Consider the following 16,140-nt stretch of genomic DNA (forward strand, 5'->3'; position numbering starts at 1 on the left):
GAACTCGGTTCGGACCGAACTCGGTTCGGATTTGTGCGGGAAAACAATTGCCCCGAGTTTTTGCTGCGGAGTGTCCGGAATGCGCGCTTCTTAACCATCATTTGACACAATGTATTTTTAAGCGTAGTTTGATGGTTATTCAACGTAAATATGTCGGAAATTTTTAAAATTGGCAATAAGTCGGTTGGAGGCGGACAGCCGGTTTTTTTGGTGGCCGAAATTTCCGCGAACCACCATCAAAAATATGAAGAAGCGGTTAAGCTGGTGAGGGCGGCGCGCGAGGCCGGGGCTGACGCCGTAAAACTTCAGACCTACACTCCCGACACCATAACTTTGAATTCCGACAAAGAGTGGTTTAGGGTGGGCGGGGAAAATAACCCCGATGATTGGCAGAAAAAGACCCTTTACCAGCTTTACCAGGCCGCCTATACCCCCTGGGAATGGCAGCCAAAGCTGAAAAAACTCGCGGATGACCTGGACATTATTCTTTTTTCAACGCCTTTTGATGAAAGCGCGGTTGATTTTCTGGAGTCTATTGAAGTTCCTTGCTATAAAATTGCTTCGTATGAAGTTAACGATTTTTTGCTTTTGCGCCGCGTTGCCCGCACCGGAAAGCCGGTTATAATTTCCTTGGGTTATGCTTCAGCAAAGGACGCCGACTTCGCTATAAAAACTTTGCGCGAAAACGGAGCCAAGGACATAGCCGCGCTTCATTGCGTAACGCAATACGAAACAGAGCCGGATTTTTCCGGCATGAATTTGGCGACGATTAAAAATATTGCCGAACGGTTTGACGTTGTGTCCGGATTTTCCGATAATAACGCGGGTATTGAAGCGCCGTTGATTGCGGCCGCCGCGGGCGCCAAGATTATTGAAAAGCATGTTATTTTGGATAGAAAAAGCGGAGGTTCGGATGCCGGATTTTCTCTGGAACCGCAGGAATTTAAATTGATGGCTGAAAAAATAAGGGCAGGCGACAGTATTGCCGATGGTGAAAAAACAAAAATCGCTTTGGGCGGCGTTCATTACGGACCGGCCAGCGCCGCCGAAGAACACAATAAACGTTTCCGCCGTTCGCTCTTCGTTTGCAAAAACATTAAAAGAGGCGAGAAATTTAGTCCCGAAAATATTCGTTCTGTTCGTCCGGCATTCGGCTTGCCCACCAAGCATTTTGACGAAATAATCGGCAGAGCCGCGACCGCGGATATTGAATTCGGCACGCCTCTGAAAAAAGAACACATAAAGGGCCGCCTTGATTTAAATTGATATAGCCTGCTATATTAAAATTTATGAACTTAATCAAATATCTGGGTTGGGCGATAATCGTCGGTCTTTTCGCGATTGTCCTCATAACCCCCTTCTTCGTTTCGGAATCAATGTTTTTTCCGTTTATTACGGGCAAAAATTTTTTATTCCGTATAATCGTTGAAATAATTTTCGCTCTCTGGATTATATTGGCTATGGCCGACAGCCGGTATCGGCCAAAGGCCTCGCCCATATTGTGGGCAGCGTGCTCTGTTGTCGGGGTTTTAATCCTTTCCACGATTTTTGGCGTAAACCCTTATCGCAGTTTTTGGTCTAACTTCGAAAGAATGGAGGGCTTAATATCGCATCTGCATCTACTCGCCTATTTTTTGGTTTTGATAAGCATGTTTAAGTCGTCCATTCAGTGGCGCAGATTTTTTTATGCTATCTCGGCTTCCGGAGCGGCTATGGCTTTATACGGATATTTTCAGGCGCTCGGTATTTTGACAATCTCCGTTCAAAGCGGTCCGCGCGCGGACGGCTCGTTCGGCAACGCGAGTTATATGGCCATTTTCATCCTTTTAAACGTCTTTTTCGCTTCTTACTTGTTTTTTACCGAAGAGCGCAAGTGGCTGAAAAACATATTCGCGGGATTAGTCGTTTTTGAAATTCCCGTTGTGTTTTTGACGGCAACTCGAGGCGCGATTCTGGGGCTTATCGGCGGTTTTTTTCTTCTCGCCCTGCTTCTCGCCTTTTTTTCAAAAGACAAGCGCTTTCGCTGGGCTTCGATCGGCGTGATAGGAGGCGTTATTCTTTTGGTTCTGATTTTTCTTTCGGTAAAAAATACCGATTTTGTCAGGAATAACTATGTTTTCCAGCGTTTCGGCGACCTTAGTTTTGCGGAGCGAACGATCCAGTCGCGTTTTATTATTTGGAAAATGTCATTTGAGGGGTTTAAGGAAAGGCCAATTTTTGGATGGGGAATTGAAAATTTCGGTCAGGTTTTTAACAAATATTATGAGCCTGCTTTATGGCTCCAGGAGCCGTGGTTTGACCGGGCGCATAATGTTATTTTTGACTGGCTTGTGAGTTCCGGCATCATCGGACTTTTGGCATACTTATCGCTTTTTGGTTCGGCCATATATATTATTTGGAAAAAATCCGAACTCGGTTCGGAATTGGATTCCGAACCGAGTTCGGAATCGGAATCTGCAAAATTGATAACGGCAGTAGTTTTTACCTCGCTTCTTGCCGCTTACTTTTTTAACAACTTTTTTATTTTTGACAACCTAACATCTTATATTCTATTTTTTTCCGTTCTAGCCTTTATCCACTTTTATACGAACTCGGTTCGGAATCCAATTCCGAACCGAGTTCGGACTTGGACATCGGGGCCACTTCATTCGTTTCTTGTGGCATTTATTATTTTGGGGCTTATTTTTTCACTCTATTTCTTAAATATAAAACCGATATTGGCCAATACTTGGCTTTTGCAGGCGCTAAAGGACACTAATTTTCAAGGACAAAATATTGATTTGGTCTTATCCGATTTTGAAAATGTCTTTAATTTACGGACATTTGGAACAGGGGAGGCGAGAGAGCAGTTAAGCACCTATGCTAATGCTGTTTTCGGTTCCGTTTTGCCCCAAAAGTTAAAGGACAAAGTCACACAAGTGTCTATTAATGAGCTTGAACGTCAGACTAGGGATAATCCTGAAGATCCTCGCGGTTATCTTTTTCTGTCCTCTATGTATACCAATGCCGGACGCCACGAGGACGCCCTGCGCGCGGTTGAGCGTGCCCTTGAGCTTTCTCCAAATAAACAGCAAATTCTTTTCCTTTTAGCGGAAACTCACCTTAATCTGGGCGGCGTTAAAAGGGCCTATGATTTGGTAAAAATTGCTTATGAATCGGCCCCGGAATATCAAAAAGCAGTCCAAAATTTTGCCACTATGTCCATTATTAATGGTTTGTCCGATGAAGCTGAAAAGGCTCTGATAAAATTTTTTGGGACTGCTCTGGTGGCAGATCAGCAGTTGGTTAATGCCTACGCGCGGGTTGGAAATTACGAACGGGTACGCGATATTTGGTTGGAATTCATTAGGAAGGACCCGCAAAACGTCCAATATCATATTAATCTTGCTGCCACCTATATGGAGCTTGGCGAGCGTCGGGAGGCCATAAATGAAATTGAAAAAGCCATTGAACTAAATCCTCAATTTAAAGATCAGGGCAGAGCGCTGATAAATGAGATAAATGCCGGCAGGAATCCTGTGAGCAGGTAAAAAAATTTTACCTCGGATACTTATCCACAGGTCGCCTACTTGCGGCCTTTTTTCTTTAATAAGATACTAAATACAAGGGCATTTTATATGTCCTGAAATGGTCTGAATTTTAATAATTTTTTATTATTAATTATTAAATAGTTTAATTACTAATTAATCTAAAAGCATAAAAATATGCGTAATGTCTTAAGTTTTTTTGATACTCGTCGAATCAGCGGCATAATTGCCGCGACAGTTTTGTCGCTTTTAATGGTGGCCCTCATTACATACGGTGCGACCACAATAAGCACGAATATAGATACTGCAGGAACATTGAATGTTAGCGGCGCAACTACGCTTAACGGCGCGGCTACTTTGGGCGATGCGATTGGTGACAATGTTACAATAACCGGCAATGCCACCACATCGAATTCATTGTATGTGACCGGCGGATTTGTTGTTGATGGTTATGCGACTACAACAGCGAACAACGGAAATTTCGAGACTGCGGGCACGCTTACCGTAACCGGCGCCTCAAACTTGAACGGCGCGGTAACTTTGGGTGATGCGATTGGTGACAATGTTACAATAACCGGCAATGCCACCACATCGAATTCATTGTATGTGACCGGCGGATTTGTTGTTGATGGTTATGCGACTACAACAGCGGGCAGTGGAAATTTCGCGACCGAAGGCTCGCTTTTGGTTACCGATCTTTCTACTTTGACCGGCGGTTTTATTTCCTCCGCTTCCTCTACGGTAAATTCTCGCTTGAATGTGCAAGGTCCGCTTTCAGCTTCCAGCTCATTGATAGTGGCCGGCACGGCAACTTTTGATGGTAATGTTACGGTAACAGGCACTTTCTCGCCTTCGCAGACGTCAGCAACTAACTTTACTGTTAACGCTTCCACCTCCTTAAACAGAGTACAGGTAGCAGGAAATTTTTCAGCTTCTTCCACAGCTGACATATTGGGGGAGGCAAATTTTCAGGGCGGATTTATTGGTAACTCTTCCTCCTCTGTAAATAGGTTGCAGGTTGCCGGGTACCTTTCAGCTTCCAGCTCATTATTGGTGGCCGGAGCAACTACGCTTGATGGCGCGGTTACTTTGGGAAATGCCGAGGCAGACAACATTGCGGTCTCAGGCACAATCACCGGATTTTTCTCTAACGCTTCTTCATCCGTTCATTCCAACTTTAACGTAAATGGCCCGCTTTCCGCTTCCAGCTCATTGATAGTGGCCGGAGCAAGTACGCTTGATGGTAATGTCACTTTGGGCAATGCCGCGGCGGACGTCATTACAATTACTGGCAACGCCTCCACGACCAACTCATTGACGGTTGGGGCCACGGCAAGCACGACTAAATTAATTGTCGGTGGCAATGATATAAACGGCACATTTGCCGGAATGGTCTTTGGGACCTGCAACTTGACATCCGCAGCTCTTGCTGCCTCAACGACCAAGAACTTTGCCTGCACGAGCGCCACAGGAGTGCGCTCTAGCGATACACTATTCGTTAACGCGACTTCCAGTTTGGTTTCCGGCCGTTTTGACGATCAAATCTTCATTCGCGCAGCGTCTTCGTCAATTCTCAACCAGATAAATGTGGATATTACCAATACAGGAATAACCTCGGGTTCTCAAACAATATCAGGCACTTTGCAATTCTGGGCAGTGCGATAATTTAGAAGTTAATTAAAAACTAAATTATCGCCCATGAAAAAAATCTACATAACGATTTTAACTTCTCTCCTGATTCCTACGGCTTCATTTGCCGCTCTGGGCGATTTCACTTTTGATTCCAATGTTGACCTAACTCTTAACGGCGTAACCATAGATGTTTCTGGCTCTGGTTTTACGGCTGATAGAATTGAGGTCAGCGCCAATAGTTTTGACATTGGTATTTCTGCGGGCGGCGGATTTGAGGTTACTTCTTCTGATCGCAGGAAAATAACCGCAACTGTGGTTGGGTCATTGGAAACAGGATTTTCTTGCACCAGCAGTAATTCCAAAATGACCGTTTCTAACCCCGGTAACGCTCCTTTCGCAACCACTACTCTGTCCGTTTCTTCTGATACTTGCGCTACGGAAGGAGGCAGTAGCAGCAGTGGCGGTGGTGGCGGCGGCGGCGGAGGTTCTGCGCCGAGCGTTCCCGCGCAAACTCAAGTCGCAACACCCGCGGTTCCGGCTGTTCCGACCGTAAGTCCGGCAGTGCCGGCAGTTCCTTCGGCCGCGGCTCAGCCGTCAGCGGTGGCAGTTGCGGTGAGTCCGGCGTTTAATCGCTCATTGACTATTGGTTCAAAGGGTGAAGACGTTAAGCGCCTTCAACAGCTGTTAAACTCCGATTCTGACACCGTAATTGCGGCGTCAGGTGTTGGTTCTCCCGGAAACGAATCGGAATATTTCGGCTCGCTTTCTGAAAAAGCCGTACAAAAATTCCAGGCTAAATATGGCCTAGCCAAGGCAGGCGATGCCGGATATGGATATGTTGGACCGAAAACAAGGGCGAAACTGGCTGAAGTGTTTGTAAAAAGCGCAGCTGCGGCTCCAGAATTGCCGGTAGTGCCGGCTGTTCCTTCGCCGGTCGCGGCCGCAGTGAGCCCTGTCTTTAACCGCGCTCTCACGATTGGTTCTAAAGGAGAGGATGTTAAGCGTATCCAGCAATTGCTTAACTCCGACCCTGACACTATGATTGCTTCATCAGGCGTCGGTTCTGCGGGAAATGAAACAGAATATTTCGGCTCGCTTTCTGAAAAAGCCGTACAAAAATTCCAAGTTAAATATGATGTAGCCAAAGCAGGCGATGCCGGATATGGATTTGTTGGGCCGAAAACAAGGGCGAAACTGGCTGAAGTGTTCGGAGAGTCCGCGGCGGTTCCAGCCGCTCCAGCGGCGCCAGCCGTAACGCCAGAAGTAACACCAGCGCCCGCCGTAACTCCCGCTCCAACCCCGGCTCCAGCCGCTCCGGCGCCAGTCCCATTCTGGCTGCAACTGACTCCCGCTACACCCGGTTCGGCTAATGTTTACACTCCTCCGCCGGCTCCGGAGCCAACAGCGCCTCAATCCGGAGATGTTCTGCCCTGGATGCAAGGAATGGTGCCCGCCAATTAGGCGCTGAGTATTCTGACGAAAAAACCGCCCCGCAGCTGCGGGGCGGTTTGGTTTTTTAGCCATTTTTACCGGAGCCGTATTTTTGTATGGTTTCGGCCATAATTTTCACAGCTCGTCCTTTTTCCTGAGGCGCGGGATAGATTTCTTTCTGCCGCTCAATCATAGCCGTAAAATCTTGGCCAAAGGCCAAGGAGAGTTCGTCGGGGCTGTAGACAGGGAGGATAACGCCGGATTCGCACGGTCTCCACGATCTTTTAGTGGTTGATTCTTCTAAGCTGTCTAACGCTTCTTTTGAACAGTAACATATGACGGGCACTCGCAGGCAGGCCGCGTTAATGCCGATGGAACTGCCGGGCGTATCCACCACATAATCCGCGCCGGGGATAATATCCATTGTGGGCATTTTGTCTTTTGGGACAAACAAAGCCCGAAAGATTGGCGAAAGAATTTTTGCGTAAATCCGCGGGTCGTTTCTGTAGTTTTGATCTCCCGGATGAATACCAATGATAATTGTCCGCAAAGAATAGTTATTTTTTCCGGCGGCAAGAGCGCCATTCAGGTTTTTTAGCATTGCCAAATTTGGTTCAAGCGCGGTGCCAAGAGAGCATAGAATGACTTTCTCCCCCGTTTGAATCTTGAATAGCGAACGAACCTCATATTTTGAAAATCGCGGGGAGAAAAAATATTCCCATGTCGGGTTGCCCGAGGCCACGATTTCGGCGTCGGGGAAAAGTTTTTGCGCCTCTACTTTCTCTTCTTCTCCGACCGTAAACAGAAACGAAGTTCTTTTTCTCAGAAATTCAGGAATCCATGGCCTGCGGAAAGCATCATAGGTGTCGGCGTAAAAACCGAAAGGAACATCTTGTTTCAGCGCTTTTTCTGCAATTTCCAGCTCTGTTTGGGCAAGTTTTTCTGGCCCGGACATGCCAATAAGAATCACATCTGCTAGATAAACTAAGTCGCGGACAGCGTTAGAGGATAAATCTATTTCTTTTCCGCATCCAAGTAGCGAAATAGTTTGAATGCCGCGGGCGGCCAAATGCCGGTTAAGCATAGCAAACGCGACTGACGGAGCCATTATATTGCCGGCAAGCGTTACATGCATCTGTTTGCCTCCTTAAGGATTGAGGGTTATTTCAACGATTAATTCCTAGAGCATTTTAAATTAAAAAAATGTTTATGTCAATAAATTTTATAAATTCAATTATTTCTGTTATCATATCCAAATGACCGACGCAGTTTTATACAGAAAATATCGTCCGAAAGTTTTTGACGAGGTTATAGGGCAGCCGCATGTGGTTAAAATTCTGAAAAACGCTCTGAAACTTAACCGTATAGCCCACGCTTATCTTTTTTCAGGACCCAGAGGCACCGGCAAAACCAGCGTTGCCCGTATTCTTGCCCGTGCCGTCAACTGTGCCAATTTAGCCAAAATTTCTGGAGGAAATTTTGATGCTAAATTGAGCATCCGCCGAAGCCTTGCTGCGCCCTCCTCCGTAGCCTCTGGCGAAGGATGGGGCGAAGGCGGACCACTCGCGCCCTGCAACTCTTGCCAAACTTGCGGAGATTTTATGACCGGTAGGACGCTTGATTTGGTTGAGCTAGATGCCGCCTCTAACCGCGGAATTGATGAAATTCGGGCAATTTGCGATGCCGCGAACTTTTTGCCCGTTTCGGCCAAGCGCAAGGTTTATATAATTGATGAGGTTCATATGCTTACCCCGCCGGCTTTTAACGCCCTTTTAAAAACGTTGGAAGAGCCGCCTTCTCATGTGGTTTTTATTCTTGCTACAACCGAGCCCGAAAAAGTTCCCGACACCATAAGTTCCCGATGCCAGCATTTGAGATTCGGGCGGATGACGGACGAGGTTTTGGCCGGAGCAATTTTAGGCATCGGCGAGAAAGAGGGTTTTGAAGTTGAACCGGAAGCCACTGAAACTCTCGCGCTTTTTGCGGACGGTTCGCTAAGAGACGCGCTAAATCTTCTGGGGCAGGTTTCTATATTGGCCGGCATCTTAGAAACCAGACCTTTTGCGGGCGGGCCCGAACGCAAGAGGGCCGGTTTTAAGCCAAAAATAATCGCCAAAGACGTGCGGGAATTTTTTGGCGCGCCCGCGCAAAGCGTTATGAACGAACTGGTTTCGGCAATTTCGGCAAAAGACCATGAGCGCGCTTTTAAATGTTTGCGTTTGTCCTTAAATAACGGTTCTGACCCCAAGGTTTTTATAAAAATTCTTACTCACGATTTCAGAAACAGATTTTTAAATGTTTTAGGCGGAGGAATTGACGACCGTAATTTTTCGGCAGATCGTCTTGAGAAAATCCTTTTAACGCTTCTGGATACCGCAAGCACCCGTTTTTTCTCTCCTCACCGCGAACTGCCGCTTGAACTTGCCATATCCAGAATAATAAGGGAAGTGTAGTGAGCAAGGATTTTTTTGTTTTTTTATGCGTCGTGCTGCTGCTTGCGGTTGTTTTGCATTTTGGCGCGGATAAATTTCCAGATCCGGATGTTTTTTATCATTTTCGCCACGCGGATTTATATTGGGAAAACAGCATCGCAATGTCCGGCTTCCCGTGGGTTTCTTTTTCGGTCATAAATGATTTTTCCTCCGATATTTGGTACGGCTTTCATTTTCTTTTGATTCCCTTTACATGGTTTCAAAATGAAATTTTGGGACTGAATCTCGCGGGCGTTTTCGTAACGGCAGCCGCTCTTTTGATTTTTTACTTTGCCGTTAAAAAGGCGGGAATTTTTTGGCATTACTTCTGGCCGTTTTTCCTGCTTTTTTCATCACCTCTTGTTTTATATCGTTTCACAATGCTCCGCCCGCATCTTTTATCTCTCGCGTTGTCGGCATTATTTTTTGTTTTCGCCGTCCAGGGGTCTATTTGGGGTGTTTTTTGGGCGGGTTTTTTAATCGCCTTTTTTCATCTGGGTCTTTTCTGGGCGCCAGTTTTAATTTTTGGAATTGTCGCTCTTGTCAAATTTTTTTCAGAAAAAATAATAATATGGCGTTCCGGCGCGGCGCTTGCTCTAGGGCTTTTGCTTGGCTGGGTCTTACGTCCGAATCCTTTGGGCGCTTTGAAAATAGCAAAAACACAGATTTTTGACCTTCTTATTGCGCGTAAAGATGCCATTCCTCTTAATTTCGGAATGGAGCTTTCCCCTATGACTGTTTCCGGTCTCGCTGCCTTTTCAATTTTTACGATTTTTTGGCTTTCGGTGATGTTTATATTTTTTTGCGCGGTATTCAAAAAAAACCAAGTCGTGTCAAAGCGCCAATTCCTATTTTTATGGGCGGGACTTGTGCTTTCTTTAATTTTCTTTTTGCTAACCTTGTTTGTTGCTCAGCGCTCGTTTGATTTTTGGGTTATGTTCGGAGTTCTATTTATTGCCTTTGTTTTTACTTATTTTTTGAGAAAGGATTATTGGTACAAATACGCGCTCGCGGCCATTTTTTTGATCATGGTCATATATAGTTTTTACGGCTATCAGAAAAACATATCTCAATTCGGCTGGGATGCCGAAAGATTCAGGTCCGCTTCCGAATGGCTCAAAGAAAATTCTAAAGAAGGCGAAATTGTTTTTAACGTAGCGTGGGAATATTTTCCGGAACTCTTTTTTTGGAATACGCATAACCGATATATCAGCGGAATGGACCCGATTTTTCAGTATATTTATGACCCCGAGCTTTACTGGAAGGCGTATTATCTTGGAACCGGGCGTACGACCGGCTTCACTTGTGCTTCAACATTTTGCGAAGAAAAGGACTTTGAGGATACATACGCGGTTCTAAAAAACGATTTTGGCGCGTCTTTCGTTTTTCTTTCGCGCGCGTATGACGATAATTTATACAATTATTTTTCAAACGATCAGCACTACTCGCTTGGATACGAAAATGCCGACTCCGCGGTTTTTAAAATAATAAAAAAATAACGAAGAAATAGAATGCGCGCCTTTAAAAATTCTTGAATTAATAATAAGATGATAGATTGTCAAATCGGCAAAAATAATTTATAATAAGTAATTATTGCCGGGTCGTCTAACGGTAGGACATCGCCCTTTGGAGGCGAGTATCTTGGTTCGAATCCAAGCCCGGCAGCAGCGAAAAGCGGCTATATTGCCTCGCGGCAGGCCGATTTAAGCAATCCCCAATTATTATTAGAATAAACATATGCAAAAACCACAATTTTTTAATAAAAAAGAAGAATTGCCGGCGGACGCGGAATTAATAGACGCGTTTGAAAGATCGTTAAAAGAGCTTTTTTTTGTCAGAAATCCGCGTTTTAAGAAAGGAATGCCGGGGGTAGACGAGGCGCTGGCAAAATTTATGCGCGATGACGCCAAAGCTGTAAACGGGGTGTATGTTTATTATCCGTGGCTCAAAAAGGCGATTTATTTGCCTGAAGAAAAAATTTATTTTGAACTTCGCACCGCGAGGAACAAAAACGTAATTCACGTCGATGAACAGGAAAAGTACCGCGACATAAAAATCGGAATTGCCGGAATGTCGGTCGGTTCAAATGTTGCTTCCACTCTCGCTTTGACCGGCGGGCCGAAAAATATGCGTCTGACCGATTTTGATGAAATTGAGGCGACCAATTTAAACCGAATCCGCGCCGGACTGCCGTCAATCGGCCAGAATAAAGCGATATTTTTCGCCCAAAATATTTATGAACTTGACCCGTGGGCCGAATTGGATGTTTACGATAAAGGCGTCAATAAAGATAATCTGGAGGAATTCATAAGAGGGCTGGATATTTTTATTGACGAGATGGATTCCATTGAACTTAAAGTCCGCGCGCGCTTTATTGCCAAAAAAATCGGCATACCGGTTTTAATGGCGACCGATAACGGCGACGGCGTTATCTTTGACGTTGAGCGCTACGACGAAAATCCCGATCAGGCGATTTTTAACGGCCGCGTTGAGATAACCGAAGAAGAACTGGCCAATCTCAAAACTTTTCAGGATTGGATTAAAATCGCTTCAAAAATAGTTGGGGCGGAAGCTCATACGCCAAGAATGCTGGAATCGCTCTTGGAGCTCGGCAAGACAATTGCCGGCGTGCCGCAAATAGGTAGCGGCGCCTCAATGGCCGGGGCCGTCATAAGCTACGCTGTTCGCAAAATTGCCATCGGAGACCCAATGCCGTCCGGCCGTTATATAATAAGTTTGGATGAAAAAATAACTTTTGGTTATAATACCCCCGAAGGCCTAAAAAGCAGGGAAGAAGCGATCAAGGATTTTCTGTCAAAATTTGGGAAATAACAAGCAATATATAAAATAGTATATATAAAAGAAAACAGTAATATATAATAGTATATATAAAAGTAATGATGTTTAAAGTAAGTTTAAAATATTAAATGTATGTCTAAAGCATGTTTAAAGTATTAATGTTTATAAATACCACGATCGTGTCATTTATAAACATACGCGTCATTTCTAAACTCTAAACATAGATTATTTGTCGCCAAAAAAATATTCTTTTAATTCGTTTTCTCGGTCCAGATTTTCCAATATACCAATGCGAACAAAAGGCAAAAGCGCTGGATCAACGATTTCTTTCCAGAAGTCTTCCGGGATCGGCAGGGGATGGATCCAGACGCTTTTTTGAATAGGGTAAAAATTAAGGGTTTTTAATTCTGTTCTTAAAAAGTCGCGATATTTCCTTAGACGTTCCGGAATGTCAAAAATTATTATTCTCCACTTGCCGTCCCAGTCGTATTTTGACGGTCCTATAAAAAAATCGGCAAACTCAAGTATGGTGCGAAAAATTTTGCTTTTTTTCTTGCCTTCGCGAGTAAGGATAAAATTTTGTTCCCCATCTTTTTTGTAATGTTTGACCAGACCCTTTTTGCGCAGTTGGTAAAGGCCTTGATAGACGGACCTTTTTCCGGCTTTTATGTTTCCGTGTTCGCAGAAAGTGTGATAATAGGGATGCGGCCAAAATGCCTTTGCGGTTCCCGTGGTTATATCTCCCAGTATAGCCAGCAGTGTTTTTATGAGAGTAATAGCGGGGAAGCGTCTTTTCGAGAAGGTTTTTTTGTGTTTATTCATATGTTTAATTTTACTACGATCGTGAAAAAATCAAACACTTGACAAAGTATGAGAATAAGAGTACGATAAAGATTGAATAAATAAGGCTCTTTCAACTTTCACAGCACTTTCAATTTTCACAAGGGAGGAAACAAGATGACGCGCTTGGCGTGGTTCGCGATTTTGTTTGTCGGTTTTATAGTGGGTTGGGCTGCTTCAAATGTGTTTCCTCTGCCGTTTCCGGACCGAGGGCACCGTCTTTTCGGGGTTCGCGATGAAAAAGCGGCAGAGGCGGTGATAGCGGTACTCGAAGAGAACGGGCTTAGGAAGAAATGGGCCTTTGACGCCGAGCCGACGCACCAGGTTGTGATGAGTGACAACATGACTGTCATTGCCTGGTTTGACGAAGCGGCTTCTAAGCTGCCCAAGAACGCCATCTCGGTGGCGGTAGATAATCCGCGTAGCAGCGCTGCCCGCGCTGTGGCGATCTTGCGGATGAAAAGATACGAGGCATCTTTCAGCCAGCCCATGAAAGACCTGCCGGATAACACGTTGTATCTGGTCAAGACCGATGCCATGCCTTACAGCGGGCTGGTTTTCCGAAAGCCTTTTTGGAAGATGCCATCGCCTAGAATCAGGAAATAGGTGATGGCGAATCAAAAGCTGGGTACGCGAGTATCCAGCTTTTTTCATTTTTCTGTTATAATTAGTTTATTAAAATCAGACAGATGGTTGATAGAGAAACAATAACCAAAATAATAGAATACGGCTCTTACGCGCCTTCGGGGGATAATTCCCAGCCGTGGAGGTTTGAGATTGAAGGAAATAAAATCAATATTTTTAATATCCCGGGCAAAGATAACCCTATTTTAAATGTGCGAAACAGCGGTTCGTATGTTGCTCACGGGGCCCTGATTGAAAATATGCTGATTGCCGCTTCACAAATGGGCTTTACGGCCGATTTAAAAATTTTCCCGCAAGGCATTTCCGATTTGGTTTCAAGTATTACACTTTCGCCCTCTAGCGCCAAAAGCGAGCCGCTTTTTCCGTTTATCAAAGAGCGCGCCACGAACCGCAAGCCGTATAAAAAAATTCCGCTTTCCGAAGCCGAAAAAGAAGTTTTGCTTTCGGCCGGCTCCGCGATTCCCGGCTGCGAGCTCAAATTGGTTGAAGAGCGGGAAATGATAAGAACCGTAGCCGAAGCCATGAGCGTTACCGAAAGAGTGGCTCTGGAAACTATGGCCCTGCACAACCTTTTTTTCAAAAGCATTTTTTGGGATGAGACAAAAAATAAAAGAGGAGAGTCGGGCCTTTACATAAAAACACTGGAAGTTCCGCCGCCGGTTCGGGTCATTTTTAAAATGATAAAGAAATGGCCGGTTATGCGTTTTTTTAACGCGTTTGGTTTCAATAAATTGGCGGCTAAAGGCAATGCCGCGCTTTACGCTCAATCCGCCGCCCATGGCGCGATAATTATTGAAGATGAAAGTCAAAACTTTGTCGCCGCCGGCCGCGTCTTTCAAAGGGCGTGGCTTGAAGCAACCCGGCTCGGATTATCTCTACAGCCGGTTACCGGAACGCTTTTTTTGGCCAGGCGCGTTGAGGGCCGTGAAGATAATCCTTTCAGCGAAAAAAACTCCGACCTTATACGCAAGGCGTCTCAAAAAATATCTTTTATTTTCGGCATAAACGGCTCTAGGGTCGCGGCCATGCTTTTTAGAATCGGCAGAGCCGATTCTCCCAGCGCCAGATCCGGACGCAAGATACCGGAGGTAATTTTCAAATAATGAGTTTTAATTTTTTTCAAAATCTGGACCTTTTGTCGGTGGGCGTGGCCGTGGCCGCCATCGGCATTTTGGGTTTTGTCGTATATTTGAATAACCGCCGCAGCATAACCAGCCGGACTTTTTTGTTTTTTTCCGTCATCACTATTTTTTGGAGCATCGCCAATTATTTGCAATACAACATCGCGAATCCGGCGGTCTCTTTTTGGATGCTGAAATTGGTGGTTTTTTTCGCGGTGTGGCACGCTTTTTTAATTTTCCGGCTTTTTTATGTTTTTCCCGAGGATGCCGTTATTTTTCCAAAAAGTTATAAGACCGCTCTTTTGCCCCTAGTTATCGCGACTTCCGTCATCGTTTTGACTCCTTTGGTTTTTGAAAGTATCGCCGAGGTTTCAGCGGATGGCGCCATAGCCAGAGTCAACAACGGTCCGGCCATAGCTTTATTTTCGGCCATTGTCGTAAGTTTGATTTTCGCCGCGGTTTTTTTGCTGGTTAAAAAAACTTTTTTGGCTAAAAAAGGCAAAAAAAGCCAATTCGTATGGGTGCTAACCGGAACATTTTTGACTTTCACGCTTCTTTTGATTTTTAATTTTGTTTTGCCGGCATTTTTTAACCGTCCCGATTTTATTCCTTTAGGCCCGGTTTTTTTGCTGCCGTTCGCGATCTTTACTTTTTACGCCATATTGAAGCATAAACTTCTGGATATAAAAGTCATTTCCACCGAAGTAGTCGCTTTTTTTCTGGTGATCGCCGCTTTTTCGCAGATTCTTCTTTCAAAATCGGCGGGGGAGACCATTTTTCAGGTTTCGGTTTTCATATTACTTTTGATCTTCAGCATTCTCTTGATAAGAAGCGTGATGCGCGAAGTCCGTCAGCGCGAGGAGCTTCAGGAATTGACCAAAAAACTTGAATCGGCTAACGCCGAATTGAGAAAATTAGACCAACTGAAATCCGACTTTTTGTCTTTCGCCACTCATCAGCTTCGTTCCCCCCTGTCCATAACCAAGGGCTACATATCAATGATTATTGAGGGTTCTTTCGGCCAAGCAAGCGATATGATTATTGAAAGATTGAAAAGGGTTTACGAGTCCAATGAACGGCTTATTAAACTTGTTGACGATTTTTTAAACCTTTCGCGCATAGAACAAGGCAGGATGAGCTACGATTTCAGCCGCGCTTCGCTTGACGAGATCGCGGAAGAGGTGGTTGGAGAATTAACGGAAGCGGCCAAGAAAAAAGGGCTTGAGCTTCTGTGGCAAAAACCCATTCCGCCGCTGCCGCAAACAGTTCTGGACAGTTCAAAAATACACGAAGTTATTTATAATTTGGTTGATAATGCCATTAAATACACTCAAAGGGGAAAAGTGGCGCTTAAGGCCGAAAAATCGGGAATTTTTTTGCGCTTGTCAGTGAGCGACACCGGCATCGGACTCAACGAAGAGGATAGGGGGCGTCTTTTTGAGCGTTTCAGTCGGACTGAACGCGGCTATCGAGCCAACGCGCAAGGGCACGGCATAGGGCTTTATGTCGCGCGCTATATTATTGAAGCCCACGGAGGAAAAATTTGGGCCGAATCACCCGGGTTGGGACAAGGCAGCGTTTTTCGCGTTGAATTGCCGATTAAATGAGTAATTTCTAATTGATCTTAAAAAATTAACCTAATTACTCTAATTTACCTAATTAATCTAAAAAATA

12 protein-coding genes and 1 tRNA gene are annotated in these 16,140 nt (G+C 45.0%); 11 read left to right on the forward strand and 2 right to left on the reverse strand.

The window, feature by feature from the left end:
• Nucleotides 1–150 precede the first annotated feature (150 nt).
• From pseI to HYY55_00170, 4 genes are all read left to right on the forward strand, one after another.
• Nucleotides 151–1,266, forward strand: a complete 1,116-nt coding sequence (gene pseI / locus HYY55_00155; protein ID QQG46248.1) for a pseudaminic acid synthase — start codon at nucleotides 151–153, stop codon at nucleotides 1,264–1,266.
• A gap of 23 nt (nucleotides 1,267–1,289) precedes the next feature.
• Nucleotides 1,290–3,530 (forward strand): O-antigen ligase family protein, encoded by a 2,241-nt coding sequence (locus tag HYY55_00160; protein QQG46249.1) that lies wholly within the window; start codon nucleotides 1,290–1,292, stop codon nucleotides 3,528–3,530.
• A 174-nt stretch (nucleotides 3,531–3,704) separates the two neighbouring features.
• Complete coding sequence (locus HYY55_00165; protein ID QQG46250.1) at nucleotides 3,705–5,192, forward strand: hypothetical protein; 1,488 nt, start codon at nucleotides 3,705–3,707, stop codon at nucleotides 5,190–5,192.
• A gap of 33 nt (nucleotides 5,193–5,225) precedes the next feature.
• Nucleotides 5,226–6,620: a peptidoglycan-binding protein gene (locus HYY55_00170; protein QQG46251.1), complete on the forward strand. Its 1,395-nt coding sequence runs from the start codon at nucleotides 5,226–5,228 to the stop codon at nucleotides 6,618–6,620.
• Nucleotides 6,621–6,675: 55 nt separating this feature from the next.
• Here the strand turns inward: HYY55_00170 and HYY55_00175 are convergent, their stop codons facing one another.
• Nucleotides 6,676–7,725, reverse strand: coding sequence for a hypothetical protein (locus tag HYY55_00175; protein QQG46252.1), 1,050 nt, complete (start codon nucleotides 7,723–7,725; stop codon nucleotides 6,676–6,678).
• 121 nt (nucleotides 7,726–7,846) lie between these two features.
• Here HYY55_00175 and dnaX point away from each other — a divergent pair, with 121 nt between their 5' ends.
• The 4 genes from dnaX to HYY55_00195 all read left to right on the forward strand — a co-directional run bounded on the left by dnaX (nucleotide 7,847) and on the right by HYY55_00195 (nucleotide 11,893).
• Complete coding sequence (gene dnaX / locus HYY55_00180; GenBank protein QQG46253.1) at nucleotides 7,847–9,043, forward strand: DNA polymerase III subunit gamma/tau; 1,197 nt, start codon at nucleotides 7,847–7,849, stop codon at nucleotides 9,041–9,043.
• Nucleotides 9,043–10,560, forward strand: coding sequence for a hypothetical protein (locus HYY55_00185; GenBank protein ID QQG46254.1), 1,518 nt, complete (start codon nucleotides 9,043–9,045; stop codon nucleotides 10,558–10,560). The genes dnaX and HYY55_00185 overlap by 1 nt, the downstream gene beginning before the upstream one ends.
• 95 nt (nucleotides 10,561–10,655) lie before the next feature.
• Nucleotides 10,656–10,726 (forward strand) — tRNA-Gln (locus tag HYY55_00190).
• A 72-nt stretch (nucleotides 10,727–10,798) separates the two neighbouring features.
• The gene (locus tag HYY55_00195) at nucleotides 10,799–11,893 is read left to right on the forward strand and encodes a ThiF family adenylyltransferase (protein ID QQG46255.1); all 1,095 of its coding nucleotides are present in this window, start codon (nucleotides 10,799–10,801) and stop codon (nucleotides 11,891–11,893) included.
• Nucleotides 11,894–12,085: 192 nt separating this feature from the next.
• Here the strand turns inward: HYY55_00195 and HYY55_00200 are convergent, their stop codons facing one another.
• Nucleotides 12,086–12,682 (reverse strand): hypothetical protein, encoded by a 597-nt coding sequence (locus HYY55_00200; protein QQG46256.1) that lies wholly within the window; start codon nucleotides 12,680–12,682, stop codon nucleotides 12,086–12,088.
• A gap of 135 nt (nucleotides 12,683–12,817) precedes the next feature.
• Between HYY55_00200 and HYY55_00205 the strand changes: the two genes are divergently transcribed.
• The 3 genes from HYY55_00205 to HYY55_00215 all read left to right on the forward strand — a co-directional run bounded on the left by HYY55_00205 (nucleotide 12,818) and on the right by HYY55_00215 (nucleotide 16,073).
• Nucleotides 12,818–13,306: a hypothetical protein gene (locus HYY55_00205; protein QQG46257.1), complete on the forward strand. Its 489-nt coding sequence runs from the start codon at nucleotides 12,818–12,820 to the stop codon at nucleotides 13,304–13,306.
• Nucleotides 13,307–13,389: 83 nt separating this feature from the next.
• Nucleotides 13,390–14,448 carry a nitroreductase family protein gene (locus tag HYY55_00210; GenBank protein ID QQG46258.1) on the forward strand — a complete coding sequence of 353 codons (1,059 nt, stop codon included), beginning with the start codon at nucleotides 13,390–13,392 and terminating at the stop codon, nucleotides 14,446–14,448.
• Complete coding sequence (locus HYY55_00215) at nucleotides 14,448–16,073, forward strand: hypothetical protein (protein QQG46259.1); 1,626 nt, start codon at nucleotides 14,448–14,450, stop codon at nucleotides 16,071–16,073. The genes HYY55_00210 and HYY55_00215 overlap by 1 nt, the downstream gene beginning before the upstream one ends.
• Nucleotides 16,074–16,140 lie beyond the last annotated feature (67 nt).

It is taken from the genome of Candidatus Niyogibacteria bacterium, assembly GCA_016432485.1.
Classification (GTDB): Bacteria; Patescibacteriota; Minisyncoccia; order HO2-45-28; family HO2-45-28; genus HO2-45-28.